The 14,793-nt window shown below is 73.1% G+C and carries 10 protein-coding genes; 6 read left to right on the forward strand and 4 right to left on the reverse strand.

Translation table 11 applies throughout. The features are described 5' to 3' along the window. Positions 1-53: 53 nt before the first annotated feature. Positions 54-1,412, reverse strand: a complete 1,359-nt coding sequence (locus tag MPTA5024_RS28050; protein WP_051458870.1) for an SWIM zinc finger family protein — start codon at positions 1,410-1,412, stop codon at positions 54-56. Between the two features lie 96 nt (positions 1,413-1,508). Here MPTA5024_RS28050 and MPTA5024_RS28055 point away from each other — a divergent pair, with 96 nt between their 5' ends. The 3 genes from MPTA5024_RS28055 (at position 1,509) to MPTA5024_RS28065 (ending at position 6,621) form a co-directional block, all read left to right on the forward strand. Further along, entirely contained in the window at positions 1,509-2,054 is a 546-nt protein-coding gene (locus MPTA5024_RS28055) for a DinB family protein (RefSeq protein ID WP_036330064.1), read from the forward strand. A gap of 69 nt (positions 2,055-2,123) precedes the next feature. After that, positions 2,124-5,033: a helix-turn-helix transcriptional regulator gene (locus MPTA5024_RS28060; RefSeq protein ID WP_051458771.1), complete on the forward strand. Its 2,910-nt coding sequence runs from the start codon at positions 2,124-2,126 to the stop codon at positions 5,031-5,033. 82 nt (positions 5,034-5,115) lie between these two features. Continuing rightward, on the forward strand, positions 5,116-6,621 hold the full coding sequence (locus MPTA5024_RS28065; protein WP_036330067.1) for an aldehyde dehydrogenase family protein: 1,506 nt from the start codon (positions 5,116-5,118) through the stop codon (positions 6,619-6,621). A gap of 100 nt (positions 6,622-6,721) precedes the next feature. Here MPTA5024_RS28065 and MPTA5024_RS28070 read toward each other — a convergent pair whose 3' ends face one another. Next, positions 6,722-9,679, reverse strand: coding sequence for an AAA family ATPase (locus tag MPTA5024_RS28070; RefSeq protein WP_036330068.1), 2,958 nt, complete (start codon positions 9,677-9,679; stop codon positions 6,722-6,724). A gap of 13 nt (positions 9,680-9,692) precedes the next feature. Then, entirely contained in the window at positions 9,693-10,361 is a 669-nt protein-coding gene (locus MPTA5024_RS28075) for a hypothetical protein (RefSeq protein WP_051458772.1), read from the reverse strand. A 552-nt stretch (positions 10,362-10,913) separates the two neighbouring features. Here MPTA5024_RS28075 and MPTA5024_RS28080 point away from each other — a divergent pair. Continuing rightward, the gene (locus MPTA5024_RS28080) at positions 10,914-11,309 is read left to right on the forward strand and encodes a carboxymuconolactone decarboxylase family protein (protein ID WP_232326673.1); all 396 of its coding nucleotides are present in this window, start codon (positions 10,914-10,916) and stop codon (positions 11,307-11,309) included. A 65-nt stretch (positions 11,310-11,374) separates the two neighbouring features. After that, positions 11,375-12,127, forward strand: coding sequence for an SDR family NAD(P)-dependent oxidoreductase (locus MPTA5024_RS28085; protein ID WP_036330071.1), 753 nt, complete (start codon positions 11,375-11,377; stop codon positions 12,125-12,127). A 24-nt stretch (positions 12,128-12,151) separates the two neighbouring features. On the opposite strand, the gene MPTA5024_RS28090 is transcribed toward MPTA5024_RS28085, so the two are convergent. Further along, positions 12,152-13,372: a nucleotide sugar dehydrogenase gene (locus MPTA5024_RS28090; protein ID WP_036330074.1), complete on the reverse strand. Its 1,221-nt coding sequence runs from the start codon at positions 13,370-13,372 to the stop codon at positions 12,152-12,154. A gap of 210 nt (positions 13,373-13,582) precedes the next feature. Here MPTA5024_RS28090 and MPTA5024_RS28095 point away from each other — a divergent pair, with 210 nt between their 5' ends. Continuing rightward, positions 13,583-14,707, forward strand: coding sequence for a glycosyltransferase (locus tag MPTA5024_RS28095; RefSeq protein WP_232326674.1), 1,125 nt, complete (start codon positions 13,583-13,585; stop codon positions 14,705-14,707). The last annotated feature ends 86 nt before the right edge of the window (positions 14,708-14,793 follow it).

Raw genomic sequence — 14,793 nt, forward strand, 5'->3', positions numbered from 1 at the left:
CGCCCCGAGCGCGCCGGCGGCGGCCGGGGGCGCCGATCCCTGCTGTGAGGTCGTCATAACCGCACCACCTGGCCCTCGTCGTCCCATGTCGCGAGCGGCCGCAGCCCTCGCGGCGTCCATTCGGCCGCCACCGTCAGCGGGTGGCCGCCGGAGACGGCCATCAGCCGCCAGGGGGCCCCGGCAGAGGGGTGCAGCGGCAGCAGGTCGCCCTCGTCGCCCACGAAGCCCTCGGCGGACGGGACGACGTCGGCCAGCACCACCGGCCAGGAGTCGGCCCACGGGTCGCCCGCGAGCACTTCGGCGATCAGCGCCGGTATCCCGGCGACCTTGGTCCCTGGCGGCGGCCCGGCCGCCACCCGCCCGTACCGCTCCGCCACGAGGGCCCGCAGCGGGGACGACCCGGGGTAGAACGTGAGGTCGGCGTCGATCGTCGTGCCGGGGACGAGCGAGGCGTCGAGCGCCTGCCCGACCGGCGCGAACGACAGGACCAGCGCCATCCGGCCGGTCGCCCGCCCGGCGAGCCAGACCCTGCGGGCGACGAGGCGGTCCTGCTCCTCGTCACGGCTTCCGACGACGTCCCAGTGGTCGCGGACGGGCGGCGACGCCAGCACGCTCTCCCGGGACACCGGGAACCCGACGCGGGAGCGCACCGTGTCCCGCAGCCCACCGGGCAGCGCCTCCGCGCGGCGGTGCGCCACGGCGAGCAGGTGGAGCAGCGCGTACTCCTGCAGGAGCAGCCCCGGCCACTCCTCCCGCGCGAGCACCCGTGACAGGCGGGCGACGACGCCGGCCGCGCCGGGCGCCTGTGCGTCGACGAGCCGCCGGGCCAGGCCGTCCCACTCCGCGAGCCCCGTCTGAAGGGTCTGCGCGACGCCCTGGGCGATCTGGTCGCGCAGCCACCGCTCCAGCTCCGACAGCCCGGCCGCGACCCTGCTCTCACGCTGCTCGGCCGCGCCCCGTCTCGCCGCGCCGCCGCCCCGGGCCTCGCGCGCACCCGGCGTGGACGGCCCGACGGCCTCCGCCGTCTCCGCGGCGTCCGTGGATGCCCCGGGGTCCGGGGGCGCGGGCTTCTTCTCCGCCCGGGCGCGGCGCTGGTCCAGCCACTCGGCGACCCACGCGGCGGGCTCGTCCGCCGGGGGGACGCCGTCCGCCGACCACAGGAGCAGCAGCCCGAGCGCGTGCTTGCACGGGAACTTGCGGCTGGGGCAGCTGCACCGGTAGGCGGGCTCGCCCAGGTCGACGCAGGCCCGGTACGGCGTGGCCCCGCTGCCCTTGCACTCCCCCCAGACGACGCCCGGAAGGGCGCCCGCGCCCGACCACTTCCCGGGCGCGCTCACACCGGCGGCCGCCTGCTGCGACGCCGCGTCGGGCGCCAGCGCGAGGACCTGGTCCCGGCTCCACCGTTCGATCACGCTCCGCACACTAGCCAGGCGCTCCGACAAAACCGTTTCCCCCAGGTCGGCGCCATGACGAGCGGTATTGTCGGTGCCTGCTGACATGCTTGTCCCATGACTGAGATCCCCTCCGACAACTACTCCCCGCAATGGCAGGGCGGCTCCCGGCTGGAGCTTCCGCTCGTCGGCGACGAGCGTGAGATCCTCACCGCCTTCCTCGACTGGCACAGAGAGACGTTCGCCGGCAAGTGCGCGGGAGTCCAGCCGGAGCGGCTGTCCGACAAGAGCGTGCCCCCGTCGGGCCTGAGCCTGCACGGTTTGGTCCGCCATCTGGCGGGTGTGGAGCGGTGGTGGTTCCGCATCCAGTTCGCGGGAGAGGACCTGCCCCTCCTCTATTACTCCGACGACGATCCCGACCAGGACTTCGACGACCTCGGGGGCGACGTCGACGAGGCCTTCGCCGTGTGGCGGGCCGAGTGCGAAAGGTCACGGGAGATCGTCGCCGCGACGCCGTCCCTCGACGCCACGGGGATCCAGCGGGCGACCGGACGGCCTATCTCCCTGCGGCGCATCCTCGTCGCCATGATCGCCGAGTACGCCCGGCACAACGGCCACGCCGACCTCCTCCGCGAGCGCGTCGACGGGAAGACGGGCCAGTGACGGAGGGTCTCGGGGGCGCGGGAAAGCCGGGAGGCCGTATCGGTGCCGCGTGACATACTCACCAGCGTGATGGCGCGAAGCGCGCAGAAGGTGCTGATCGGGCGGTCTGGTGAGCTCGACCAGTTGCTGGGCGTGCTCGACGCCGCGGCCGGCGGCCTCGCCGGTGTGGCGCTGGTCGGCGGCGACGCGGGGATCGGCAAGACCCGCCTCGTGGGCGAGCTGTGCGACCTCGCCCAGAGGCGGGGGATCGTCACGCTGATCGGCCAGTGCGCGGAGCTGGGCGACGCTTTGCCGTACCTGCCGCTCGCGGACGCCCTGCGCGGCGCGGCGGCCGATCCGGGCAATCCGGTCGGCCGGGCGGTCGAGGCGCGGCCTGTGCTCCAGCGCCTGCTGCCCGGGGGCGACCCCGGGCACGCAGACGCGACGGCGGGCGCCCTCGCGCAGCAGCGGCTGTTCGGCACGGTGCTCGACATGCTCGCCGAGGTCGCCGCCGACCGTCCGGTGCTGTTCGTGTTCGAGGACCTGCACTGGGCCGACCGCTCCACCCGCGACCTGCTCGTCTTCCTCACGCGCATGCTGCAGCGGGAGCGGGTCTGCCTGGTCGGCACCTACCGCACCGACGACCTCCACCGGCGCCACCCGTTACGCCAGGTCCTGGCGGAGCTGCAGCGGCTGCCGCTGGTCACCGGCATCGAGCTGCGGCCACTGGGCGACGACGAGATGACGGAGTACCTGTCCGTCCTCAGCGACACCTTCGCGACCGAGGAGACCGACGGGATCGCGGTCGGCGGGCTGGTCGAGCGGGCGGGCGGCAACCCGTTCTTCGCCGAGGAGCTCCTGGCCGCCGCCGAGGACCACACGCGACTGCCCGGCACGCTCGCCGACCTGCTGCTCGCCCGGGTCGAGACGCTCTCCGACACGGCCCGCCAGGTGCTCAGGGTGGCCGCCGTAGCGGGCCGCCGGGTCGACCACGACCTGCTGCGCGCCGCAAGCGGTCTGGCCGACCTCCCTCTGGAGGAGGCGCTGCGCGAGATCGTCTCGCGCCGCCTGCTCACGACGGGCCGCGACGGCTACGCCTTCCGCCACGCGCTGCTGCAGGAGGCTGTCTACGACGACCTGCTGCCCGGAGAGCGCACCCGCCTGCACACCGCGTTCGCCGAGCTGCTCGCGGCCGAGGGCGGCTCGCCGGCCGAGCTGGCCCACCACTACCTCGCGAGCCACGACCTGCCCGCCGCGCTGCGGGCGTCGGTGGAGGCGGGCCGGCTGGCCGTGGAGCTCGGCGCGCCGGCGGAGGCCCATCGGCACTTCGAACGCGCCCTGGAGCTGTGGGACAAGGTCCCGGACGCCGAGTCCCTCGCCCGCGACACCAGGCCGCGGATCGCCCTGGCCAGCGCCGCCGCCGCGGCCGACAGCGGCGACTACCATCGGGCCGTCGCCCAGCTCCGCCGCCTGCGCGAGCACCTCGACGACCCGGCCCTGCTCGCCCGCACCAACGAACGGCTGGCCTACTACCTGGCGGACGCCGACGGCGACCGAGAGGAGATGACCCGGGCCGCGCGGGACGCGGTCGGGCTCGCGTCGGAGAGCCCCCTGCTCGCCCGGGCTCTCGCGACCTATGCCCGCACGCTGTACTACCTGTACGAGGTCGGCGAGGCCCGGGCCACCGCCGCCCGTGCGCTGGAAGTCGCCAGGGCGACGGGCGCCCCCGACGCCGAGACGAGCGCGCTGGTGTCGCTCGGGCTGATCGAGGAGGAGACCGGCAGCGCCGCCCGCGCCGAGGAGCTGCTGGCCCGCGCGACGGTCCGCCTGTCCGGAGACCTGTCGATCGACCTGCGTGCCCGCTTCAACCACGCCCGCGTGCAGTACGAGCGGGGAGAGCTGCGGGCCGCGGCGGAGATCGTGGAGGCGGGGGTCGAGCTCGCACGCGAGACCGGGCTCACGTGGAGCACCTACGGGACCGACATGCGGTTCCTGCAGTACCTCATTCACTACGCCGACGGCGACTGGGACGCGGCCGAGCGGCTGGCCGCCGGTTTCGGGGTGCGCGTCGGCACCCGTGCCGAGGCCACCTTGTCGTCCTTCGCCCTGTTCGTCGAGGTCGGGCGAGGCCGCCCCGGCGCCGACGAGAGGCTGCGCTGGATCTCCCGGTTCTGGTCAGACGACCTGGTCACCTACATGGCCCGTGCGATGGCGGCCGAGCTGGCCCTGTGGCGGGGCGACCCGGACACCGCGCTGGAGCACGTCGACGCGATCATCTCGGTGCTGGAGCCGTTCGACCCGGGGGTGATCCGGATCGCGGCGACCGGGCTGTGGGCGCTGGCCGACGCGGGACGGTCCGGCGAACGCGCCGACGACCTGCTGCGACGGGCCCGCTGGGCGGCGGCGAACGGCCTCAGCGGCCCCCGTGCGGAGCTGGGCCCGGAGGGCAGGGCATGGCTGGCCCGGGCCGAGGCCGAATGGCACCGCGCCGCCGGCACTGCCGTGCCGGACGTCTGGCGCAGGTGCGTCGAGGCCTTCGGGTCCGGCTTCGTCTACGAGGAGGCCCGGTCGCGGTGGCGGCTGGCGCAGGCCCTGCTGGAGGCCGGCGACCGCGACGAGGCGCACGGCGAGTGGCGGCGGGCCCTCGCGGTGGCCGACACGCTGGGCGCCGAGCCGCTGCGCGGGGCCCTCACCGAACTGGGGCGCCGGGCCCGCTTCACGGAGCCGGGCGACGACGCGTCCCCCGGGCCGCTGGCCGCCCTGACGGGCCGGGAACGGGAGGTGCTGGCGCACGTCGCGGCCGGCCTGCCCAACCGGGAGATCGGCGAACGGCTGTTCATCTCGCAGAAGACGGTCAGCGTGCACGTCTCGAACATCCTGGCCAAGCTCGGCGTCACCAGCCGGGGCCAGGCGGCGGCCGTCGCCCACCAGGAGGGCCTCACCGCCACGCCCCCGGACGGCCAGGCCCACGCGGGGTCCCGCCGCCGCCCGCCGCGATGACCGGCGCTCACGCCGCCGGGCGCCGCGGGGGAAAATGCTGTGTAATCGAGACGCCAGACAGAAAACATTGCGGAGGTCAACGGTGACTCGGCAGATCGTTTCCGTCGTCGGGGGCGCGGACGCCGCCTCCGGCGCGCCCTACCCGTCGATCAACCCGGCACGGCCCGCGGAGACCGTCGCGACCGTCCTGCTCGCCGACGCCGAGACCTTCGCGTCCGCGTGCCGGACCGCCGCCGCGGCGCAGCGGGAGTGGGCGCGCGTGCCGGCGCCGGTGCGCGGCCGGGTGGTCGCGTCCATCGGGCGGCTCGTCGAGGCCAACACGGAGGCGCTGGCCCGGCTGGTCACCGAGGAGATCGGCAAGCCGTACGCCGAGGCGCTGGGCGAGGTGCGGGAGATCGTCGACACCTGCGACGTCTTCCTCGGCGAGGGCCGCCGCCTGTACGGGCAGACGGTGCCGTCGGAGATGCCGGACAAGAGCCTGTTCACGTTCCGGGTGCCGGTGGGCGTCGCGGCGATCGTGACGGCCGGCAACTTCCCGGTCGCGGTCCCCTCGTGGTACCTGGTGCCGGCCCTGCTATGCGGGAACGCCGTGGTGTGGAAGCCCGCCGAGTACGCCGCGGCCTCCGCCCACGCCCTCTACCGGCTGTTCGCGGCGGCCGGGCTGCCCGACGGCGTGCTGAACATCGTGTTCGCCGACGGCCCCGCCACGTACGAGGGGCTGGACCGCGCGCTCGGCGAGGGCACTGTGCAGAAGGTGGGCTTCACCGGCTCCAGCGCGGTCGGCCGGGCCGTCGGCGAGCTGTGCGGGCGGCACCTGCAGTCGCCCTGCCTGGAGCTCGGCGGCAAGAACCCCATGGTCGTCATGCCCGACGCCGATCTCGACCTCGCGGTCGAGGGCGCCCTGTTCGCCGGGTTCGGCACGGCCGGCCAGCGGTGCACGTCGCTCGGCACCGTCGTCGTCCACGAGGACGTCCACGACGCGTTCCTCACCCGGTTCGCCGAGGCCGTCCGCGACGCGAAGATCGGCGACCCCAACGGCGACGTGCTCTACGGCCCGCTGCTCGACCACAAGTTCGCCGAGCGCTACGAGGAGTACCTGGGCTGGATCCAGCCGCACCACACCGTCCTGCCGGGGCCCACGGGCCGGATGGACGGCGACGGCCTCTACTACCACCCGGTGATCGTCGACGGCCTGCGCCCGGACGACCGGCTGTTCCTGGAGGAGACGTTCGGCCCGATCGTGGGCGTGACGACGTTCCGCGAGCTCGACGAGGCGATCGAACTGGCCAACCGTCCCGGGTACGGCCTGTCGTCGTCGATCTACACCTCCGACCCCAAGGCCGTGTTCCGGTTCCGGGAGGGCGTGTCGGCCGGCATGGTCAGCGTGAACAACTCGACGTCCGGCGCCGAGGCCCATCTGCCGTTCGGCGGGAACGGCAAGTCGGGCAACGGGAGCCGGCAGAGCGGGATGTGGGTGCTCGACCAGTTCACCCGTTGGCAGGCCATGAACTGGGACTACTCCGGGCGGTTGCAGAAGGCCCAGATGGACGTGGCCGACATCACCCCCGACCTCGGCTTCCGGCTCTGACGACCCACCGCGACGGGGCCGGCCCGCGAAGACGGCGATCAACGGCGGACGGGGCGGCGCGGCCTGATCCGCCGCGCCGCCCCGTCCGCTACTACCTGGGTCAGGAGGGGTCGGGCCCTCGCCGGCCGTCGTACCCGAGCAGCCGCATCGCGACCTCCGGGTCCATCGCCGCCGCCAGCAGCTGTGCCCGCTCCGCCGCCCGGTCCCTGGCCTCCTCGGCCTGCCGGCGCCCGGACTGGTGGGCCCGGACCAGCAGCACGGCAACCACGATGCCGCCGACGACCGCGACCAGCGCGAGCGTCAGGAGGACCGCCGGGCCGGTGGGCACGCCCTGTGCCGCGCCCGCGGCGGACGAGCCGTCGGCGCCGCCCAGGATCGCCAGCCCGACCAGCACCAGTGCCACGACCGCCACGACGACCCCGATCACGGTCCACAGAACGCCGCGCGACCTGCGGCGCGGGCGCGCGGGAGGCGGCCCGAGCAGCGGCGGCGGAGGCGGCGGGGCTCCCGCGCCGCTCCAGGGGATGAAGTCCGGCTGGACCGGCTGCATCGGCTGGATGACGTGGCCGCCGCCGTTGTACGAGCCGTTCGGCTGGGCCGGGGCGAAGACGGGCGGGCCGCCGACCGGCGCCACCACGACCGCCGCCTCGACGGCGCGCTGCGCGGGCAGCGGCAGCTCGATCGGGACCGTGCTGTGGCTGCGGTGCGCCTCGACCGCGGCGTTGTGGTAGGCCTCGATCTCCTCGTAGAAATCGTCGGAGTTGTAGACCGTGCCGTCGATGAGCGGGCCGACGCGGCCCTCGATCACGGCCACCACGTCGTCGCCGTTCAGCGTCTTGTGCTGTTCGAGGGCGTGCGCGACCGTCAGAACGGACCGCCGGTTCTCCCTGATCAGCTCGGCCGTCTTCTCCAGCAGCTGGGCGAGGTTGAACTCGATGCGCTCGGGGAGCATGTCCGGCACCATCTCGTCGCGGCGGGCCGCGGGGCTGCCGGTGAAGCCGGTCCCGCCGCCGCCCGGCTGCGGCTGGGACGCCTTGCCCTCACGCAGCCCGAGCTCCTGCAGCGCGGGCAGCGACGCCACGCCGATGCCCATGCCCCAGACGGCCTCCATCAGGCCGGTGATCATGGTGGCGGACTGCAGGTCGCCGGAGACGCCCGAGGAGTTGTCCTCACCGAAGAACATCCGCTCGCCGGCGAGTGAGGCGAGGGACACCATGATGTCCGACTCGTACTCCGACTTCCACCGGGTGAACTGGTCCTCCGGCTTGATGCTGGCGACCATGCCGAGGTAGTCGGCGCCCTTCTCGATCGTCGCGAGGTCGATCTCCAGGTGCTGCCGCGTCCGGTAGGCGACCACCGCGTGGCATGCCTCGTGCACGGCCACCGCGTGCCGCTCGCGCTCGATGTACTCGACGTCCTCCGGCGGCCCGAGCTGCTTGAGCCGCTTCGCCCGCATGACGTCCGACCAGGTGATGACGTCCCGGCCGTCGCGGATCGCGGTGATCAGCGACTCGTTGACGAGGTCCTTGATCGTCGCACCGGTGGCGTACGGCGTGATGGTGGCGAGCTTGTCGATCTGCTCGTCGGTGAGATCGTGCCGGACCTTGTCGAAGTACCCCTTGTACGTCCGGATCCGGCCCGCCTTCGACGGGTAGCCGACCTTGTAGATGCGGTCGATGCGGCCGGGGCGCAGCAGCGCCTCGTCGAGGGCCTCCGGCAGGTTGGTGGCCATCATGATCAGGATGCGGTACTTCGGCGGCGGCTTGGGCCGCATGCCGAGCAGTCGCCGCACGTACCGGTTGACGAACCCGCGGGGCTTCTTCAGACCGGAGATCTCGGTGAGCAGGGCCTCCAGCGTGCCCATGCCGCCACCGCCGCCGCCCATCCCGCCGCCGTACACGAGCCGGTTGACGAACGCGCCGGTGCGGGAGACCCCGGGCGACGCCGGGGCTGCGGCCGCCGTGGCCCGCTGCCCGAGGACCCGCCGGGTGTGCGGGTCGAGGTAGGCGAAGCCGTTGCAGCCCGCGTCCTCGAACGGCGCGGGGACGGAGCGCCCCCAGCCGCCGGGACCGCCCTGCGCGAGGGCGCCGCGGTTGCCGAGCGAGTCGGCCTCGTCGAAGAACACGATCACGCCGCCGTACCGCAGGGCCAGCTTGCGCAGCTTGCGGAACAGCGACTTGACCTTGAGCACGCCGACGCCGAAGAACATGTTGATGAACGCGCCCGGGTCGACGAACACGTACGGCTTGCCGGTGGACCCGGCGACGGCCTCGGCCATCAGGGTCTTGCCGGTACCGGGCGGGCCCCACAGCAGGATGCCGCTCGGCACGTAGCCGCCCTTGGCCTCGATCTCGTCGGGCTTCTCCAGGAAGACGATGTTCTCCTTGACCCGCTCGACCACGTGGTCCTGGCCCCACACGTCGGAGAAGCGGGTCTTGATGTCGTCGGGGAAGTAGACGTCGACGCCGCCCCGCGAGAGGAACCAGAAGATCGCGACGAACTGGCCCACGGCCAGCAGCATGAGCAGCACGACCTGCAGGAGGGTCGGGAGGAAGCCCCAGACCGTGGCCGGCACGTTGAACAGCGCCTCGAGAGGCGAGACGCTCTGCACCTTGCCGAGGACGAGCGCGATGACGACGATCGCGACGGCCCACTTGATGGCCCGCGCGATGCGGTACCGGTTCCAGTCGTTGAAGCGGCGGTGCGTCCAGCGGTTCCAGCCGCCGAAGACCCCGTGGGTCCAGAAGCGGTGGTAGCCCGCGGAGCGCTCGCTGATCAGGAAGTGGATCTGGCGGACGACCTCGAGGCCGGCTAGCCAGAGGATCCAGGACGAGTCCCGCACGGTCAGCAGGAAGGCGTCCGACAGCGGGATGATCCCCTGATAGGTGGCCGTGGTGTTCCACACCAGCACGCCGAAAGCGACGGCGAGCAGGATCAGGAACTTGGTCCTGTCCCACAGCGCCAGTCGCTTTCTGGTGAAGGAATCGCGGTCCTCAGGTCCGGACCCCGGCTCACGAAGCCCCTCAGGGTGGTACTGCGGTGGGAGGGCCGTGCTCATATAAGGGGCTCCTTCATTGGTTAAGAAGGCGCTTGACCTTGAAGGACTGCGCGATGTTGTCTATTTCGGTGGCTCGCTGGCGGTAACACGTCGCCGAGCAGCGGATCAGCAGTGTGGAGATCTGGGTGCCGTCCGCGGACAGGTAGGCGGTCTCGTCGAACGTCTGCACCGGGCCGTCGAGGAGCTGGAAGTTGAAGACGCTCCGGACGCCGCGAACCCCCTCCTGTGCCGGGAGAACCTGGTCGGCGAGCAGTTCGAAGTTCTTGAACGGGTTCTCCGGGTTCTCCTCCAGCTGCTGGCGGTCGGTGTCCGACATCGCCACCGGAAGCCCGATCGAGTTGCGCAGCACGTTCAGCGAGACCTGGTTCTGCTCGCTCTCGCTCAGCTTGTGCACCTTGGCGAACACGAACGGCTGGTCCTCGGTGCCCGACGGCCCGCTCAGGAGGTGGTCGACCGACGGCTGCGCGTGCGCGTCGAAGGCGACGATCCAGTTCGACTGTTTCTGCGCCTGCGCCGTCGCGGAGTCCGGATCGCCGAAGAGCTTCGAGTCGAGCGTCTTGCGGTCGATCTCGCGCCACGCCGCGGGCACCTTGAAGTAGGTCTCCCCGTCGTCGTCACGCACGTATGTGTATTGAGGGCCGGCGCAGCCGGAGAGCACAAGGGCGGCCACGACCGTACCCATGGCGGCTCCCACCACCCCGGACCTTACCCGCGGTCTTTCCACTAGGGCGCAACCTCCGCTTTGCGGGTCTACGAGGTAGTAGTGCCCGTTTTCCAAGTATCCATCTCACGGCAACCCGACGCCATCTTGGAAAACTTGACCAAATCTTGCCCGAATACTGGCTCGTTTTGTTACACGATCACGGAATCGCCGTCAAGTTTGGCACCGGAATGCTTGACTTCTCAAGAAATGACAGGTTGATCATAAACCGGGTCCCGCCCGGAGCACAGCGACCCGCGTCCGGCGCGCCGCGCGGCCCGGACGTCCGCACGCCCCGGCGGCTGCGGCGCGGGCGCGCCGCCAGAAGTACCAGAGGTGGCCTCCCTGTCCGCCGTTCCGTCCCTACAAAGTACGCGCCCCCGCGAGGTGGTGACCTCGTCACCGATGCCGATACCCATCCCTGCGGCGGGGAAAAGCGTTCGCGCCGCATCCAGCACGTATGAAGAGAATCGAGGGCCCGTTCCGGGGTCGTCGCCCCTCGGGCCGGCTGTCGCGTCTGTAACGAGTTGCTGCGTGGAACACGACATCTTGATGCAACTCGTCAGGAACATCGCGATCGACCGACGCGGAGGGCAGGAGAGCATGAAGCAGGTCTTCGGGGGAGACGGCACCGGCGAGCGACCGGACGGCTTCTTCGGAATGACGATGGAGCGCATGTTCTCCGAGGTCTGGTCACGAACCGTGCTGTCGATGCGGGAACGGCGGCTGCTGCTGCTCGGCCTGCTGGTCGGCGAGGGCCTCGACGACGTGATCGAACTGCACCTCGACACCGCGCTGCGCAACGGGGAGCTCACCCCGGACGAGCTGCGGGAGGCCGTGGTCTTCCTCACGCTCTACACCGGCTGGCCCCGGGCCGCCAGGCTCAACGCCCAGGTCGAGGAGCTGATCGCGCGCACCGCCCGCACCTAGCAGCGCGCCCCGCCCGACCGCGGGTCGCGCACCGTCGCGGCGGCGCGGATCGGTACGCTCCCGGCATGCCCACCGCACTCGTCACCGGCGCCACGGCCGGGATCGGCGCCGCCTTCGCCCGGCGCCTGGCCGCCGACGGCGTCTCGCTCGTCCTCGTCGCCCGCGACCGGGAGCGGCTCGCCTCCTCCGCGGAGGCGCTGCACAAGCGCTACGGCGTCGAGGTCGAGACCCTGCCGGCCGACCTCACGCTGGACGAGGGCCTGGCGGCCGTCGAGGAGCGGCTGCGCTCCGGCGTGGATCTGCTGGTGAACAACGCGGGCTTCGGTCACCGCGCCGGCTTCCTCGACGTCCCCGTGGCCGACGAGCTGCGGATGCTGCGGCTGCACTGCGAGGCCGTGCTGCGCCTGACCCGGGCCGCGCTGCCGTCCATGATCGCGAAGGGGCGCGGCTACGTCGTGAACGTCGCCTCGGTCGCCGCGTTCTTCACCCGCGGCACCTACAGCGCCTCGAAGGCCTGGGCGGTGAACTTCAGCGAGTCCGCCGCGGCGGAGCTCACCGGCACCGGCGTACGGGTGATGGCGCTGTGCCCGGGGTTCGTCCGGACCGAGTTCCACGAGCGGGCCGGCATGGACGTGTCGGGCATCCCGCGCTTCCTGTGGCTGCGGGCCGACCAGGTGGTGGACGAGGCGGTGCGCGACCTCGCCCTCGGCCGGTGGGTGAGCGTGCCGTCGGCGCGCTACAAGCTGATCACCGGCGTCGGCAGGTACGTCCCCCGCCGGATCGCCGGCGCGGTGTCCCGCCGGATCGGCCGCCGCTGACGGTCGTGACCGCGGCGGCCGCCCTCACAGCCTCTCCACGTTGGCGCCGCGGCAGCGGTCGCGGGTGTCGAAGACGAAGCGGCTCGCCCGCTGGACCCGGTCGTAGTCGAAGCAGTCGTCCCCGCTGAGGACGACGACGGCGTCCGCCCGGGCGAGCTCGGCGTTGGCGGGCTCGACCAGCTCGATCCCCGCCGGCAGCAGCAGGTCGGAGGCGCGGGGGTCGGCCGCCCGCACCCGGGCGCCGAGGCGGCACAGCGCCTTCGGCACCTCGATCGGCGTCAGCCCGAGCAGGAGGATCCTGCTGCCCCGGATCGAGCGGCAGCGGCGGTTGAGCGCCCGGCCGAGCCGGGCCACGACCTCGTCGGCCATGTGCTCGTTGACGTCGTTGGCCAGCTCCACCAGGCGGAAGGTCCGGTCGCCGCCGCGGCGCACCCGCCAGGGCAGCAGGGAGGCGTCCAGCGGCAGGCAGGGGGCGTCGAGTCCGGGCGAGGGCGTGAACCGCAGGTAGCCGAACGGACGGGTCGCGGCCGCCTCCACCGCCTCCCAGGCGTCGACCCCGAGCTGGGCCGCGAACAGCGACACCTCGTTGGCGAGAGCCGTGTTGACGTGGGTGAACGCCGTCTCCAGGAGGGCGGCGAGCTCGGCCGTCCGGGGCGAGGAGACCGGGACGACCTCCCGCACCAGCCGTCCGTAGAAGGCGGTCACCCGCTCCAGCGCGGCCGGGCCGACCCCGGAGACGAGCCGGGGGATGTTGGCCAGGCGCCAGCGCGGGTTGCCCGGCTCACGGCGCGCGGGGCTGTAGCCGAGGTGGAAGTCCTCCCCCGGCGCCAGGCCCGACCCGTCCTCCAGCAGCGGCCCCAGCCACTCCTCGGTGGTGCCGGGGTACGCGGTGGACTCCAGGACGACGGTGGCGCCGGGGCGCAGCAGCGGCGCGATCCGCTCCCCCACGTCGGTCAGCGCGCCCAGGTCGGGCGCGCCGCCGCGCATCCGCACCGGGACGGTCACCGCGCACACGTCGAAGTCCGCGGCGTCGGCGTAGCCGGCGGTGGCGGTGTAGCGGCCCGAGGCGTGGGCGGCGGCCAGGGCCGACTCGTCGGCGCCGTCGCAGGGCTCTCCGGCGTTCAGCCGTTTGACGAGCCACTCGTCCGTGTCGACGCCCACGACCCGGAACCCGGCCTCGACGGCCCGCATCGCCAGGGGCAGCCCGGCCGCGCCCTGGCCGACGACCACCAGCTTCTCCGACATGGGGACGACTGTAGGGACGCGGCGGCGGCACGGCCCTCATTGCCCGACTCGCCGGGTGTAAGACTTGGGCACGGATAGGGAAAATCTTCCCCGACGGGGTCCGGCCGCCCGGTCGCGGGTCGTACGGCGGGCTAGCTTCTGCCACATGATCAGGGAAGAGCCGGCATGAAACCGGACGACCGGATTCGTGTCATGGAGATAATCGCCCGGATGAACGTCGGAGGCTCCGCCACCCAGGTCGCCGGGCTCTGTGAGCGACTCAACCCGGACGAGTTCGACCACCGCCTGTACACCGGGCACGTGGACGGCGGCGAGGGCGACCATCTGCGGCTGCGCGACACGGCCATCCCGGTCCACCACATACCGGGCCTCGGCCGGTCGATCCGGCCGATCGACGACTACCGCGCCCTCCTGCGCCTGGTCAGGGCCATGCGGGCGTTCCGGCCCCACATCATCCACACCTGGACCACCAAGGCCGGGGCCCTCGGCCGTGTCGCGGCGCGCGCGTCCGGCGTCGGCGCGGCCCGCATCCACGCGTTCCACGGCCACCAGTTGCACGCGCATGTCCCGGGGCTGCGGCGGCGGGTCTACGTCCGCGCCGAGCGGCTTCTCGCGCCCATGACCGACCGGCTCGTCACCGTCGGGGCGCAGGTCCGCGACGACCTGCTCGCGGCCGGCATCGGCCGTCCCGAGCAGTACGTCGTGATCCCGCCGGGCGTGCGGCTCGGCCCCCTTCCCACCCGCGCGGCCGCGCGGGAGGCGCTCGGCCTTCCGCTGGACGCGCCCGTCGTCGCGTACGTCGGGCGGCTGAAGAAGATGAAGCGGCCGGACCGGTTCGCCGAGGTGGCCGCCGAGGTGCTGGAGCGCGTCCCCGGCTGCCGGTTCGTCGTGTGCGGCAGCGGCGCGCTGAAGGAGGACGTGGAGCGCGCCGTAATGCCGATGTGGGACTCCTTCCGCCTCCTCGGGTGGCGCAGGGACGTCGAGACCGTGTACGCGGCGGCCGATGTGGTGCTGCTGACCAGCGACAACGAGGGGACCGCCGTGTCGCTGGTGGAGGCCGGCATGGCCGGGGTGCCGGTCGTCGCCACCCGGGTCGGGAGCGTCGCGGAGATCGTCCAGGACCGGCGCACCGGGCTGCTCGCCGGTCCCGACGTCGATGAACTGGCCGGGCACACCGTCCAGGTGCTGCTCGACCCCGGCCTCGCCCGGCGGATGGGCGAGGCCGCCCGGCGGTGGACCACCCGGGCGTTCGGGGTGGACCGGCTGGTGGCCGACACCGAGGCGCTCTACCGCTCGCTGCGGGGGGCCGCCCGGGCCGGGGTGGGCAGCCGATGACGGTCCTCGCCGCGGCGGCCGTCGCCTGCCTGCTGGCCGCCCGGTTCGCGGGCGCCGCGCGCCGCCGGGCGCCCTATCTCGCGGGG

The organism is Microbispora sp. ATCC PTA-5024, assembly GCF_000511135.2.
Taxonomy (GTDB): Bacteria; Actinomycetota; Actinomycetes; order Streptosporangiales; family Streptosporangiaceae; genus Microbispora; species Microbispora corallina.

Excerpts from the sequence above, each read along its gene's own strand:
- MPTA5024_RS28060 (WP_051458771.1), top strand. The coding sequence starts at position 2,124 with ATGGCGCGAAGCGCGCAGAAGGTGCTGATCGGGCGGTCTGGTGAGCTC.
- MPTA5024_RS28085 (WP_036330071.1), top strand. The coding sequence starts at position 11,375 with ATGCCCACCGCACTCGTCACCGGCGCCACGGCCGGGATCGGCGCCGCC.
- MPTA5024_RS28070 (WP_036330068.1), bottom strand. The coding sequence starts at position 9,679 with ATGAGCACGGCCCTCCCACCGCAGTACCACCCTGAGGGGCTTCGTGAG.
- MPTA5024_RS28090 (WP_036330074.1), bottom strand. The coding sequence starts at position 13,372 with ATGTCGGAGAAGCTGGTGGTCGTCGGCCAGGGCGCGGCCGGGCTGCCC.
- MPTA5024_RS28095 (WP_232326674.1), top strand. The coding sequence starts at position 13,583 with ATGAACGTCGGAGGCTCCGCCACCCAGGTCGCCGGGCTCTGTGAGCGA.
- MPTA5024_RS28055 (WP_036330064.1), top strand. The coding sequence starts at position 1,509 with ATGACTGAGATCCCCTCCGACAACTACTCCCCGCAATGGCAGGGCGGC.
- MPTA5024_RS28075 (WP_051458772.1), bottom strand. The coding sequence starts at position 10,361 with ATGGGTACGGTCGTGGCCGCCCTTGTGCTCTCCGGCTGCGCCGGCCCT.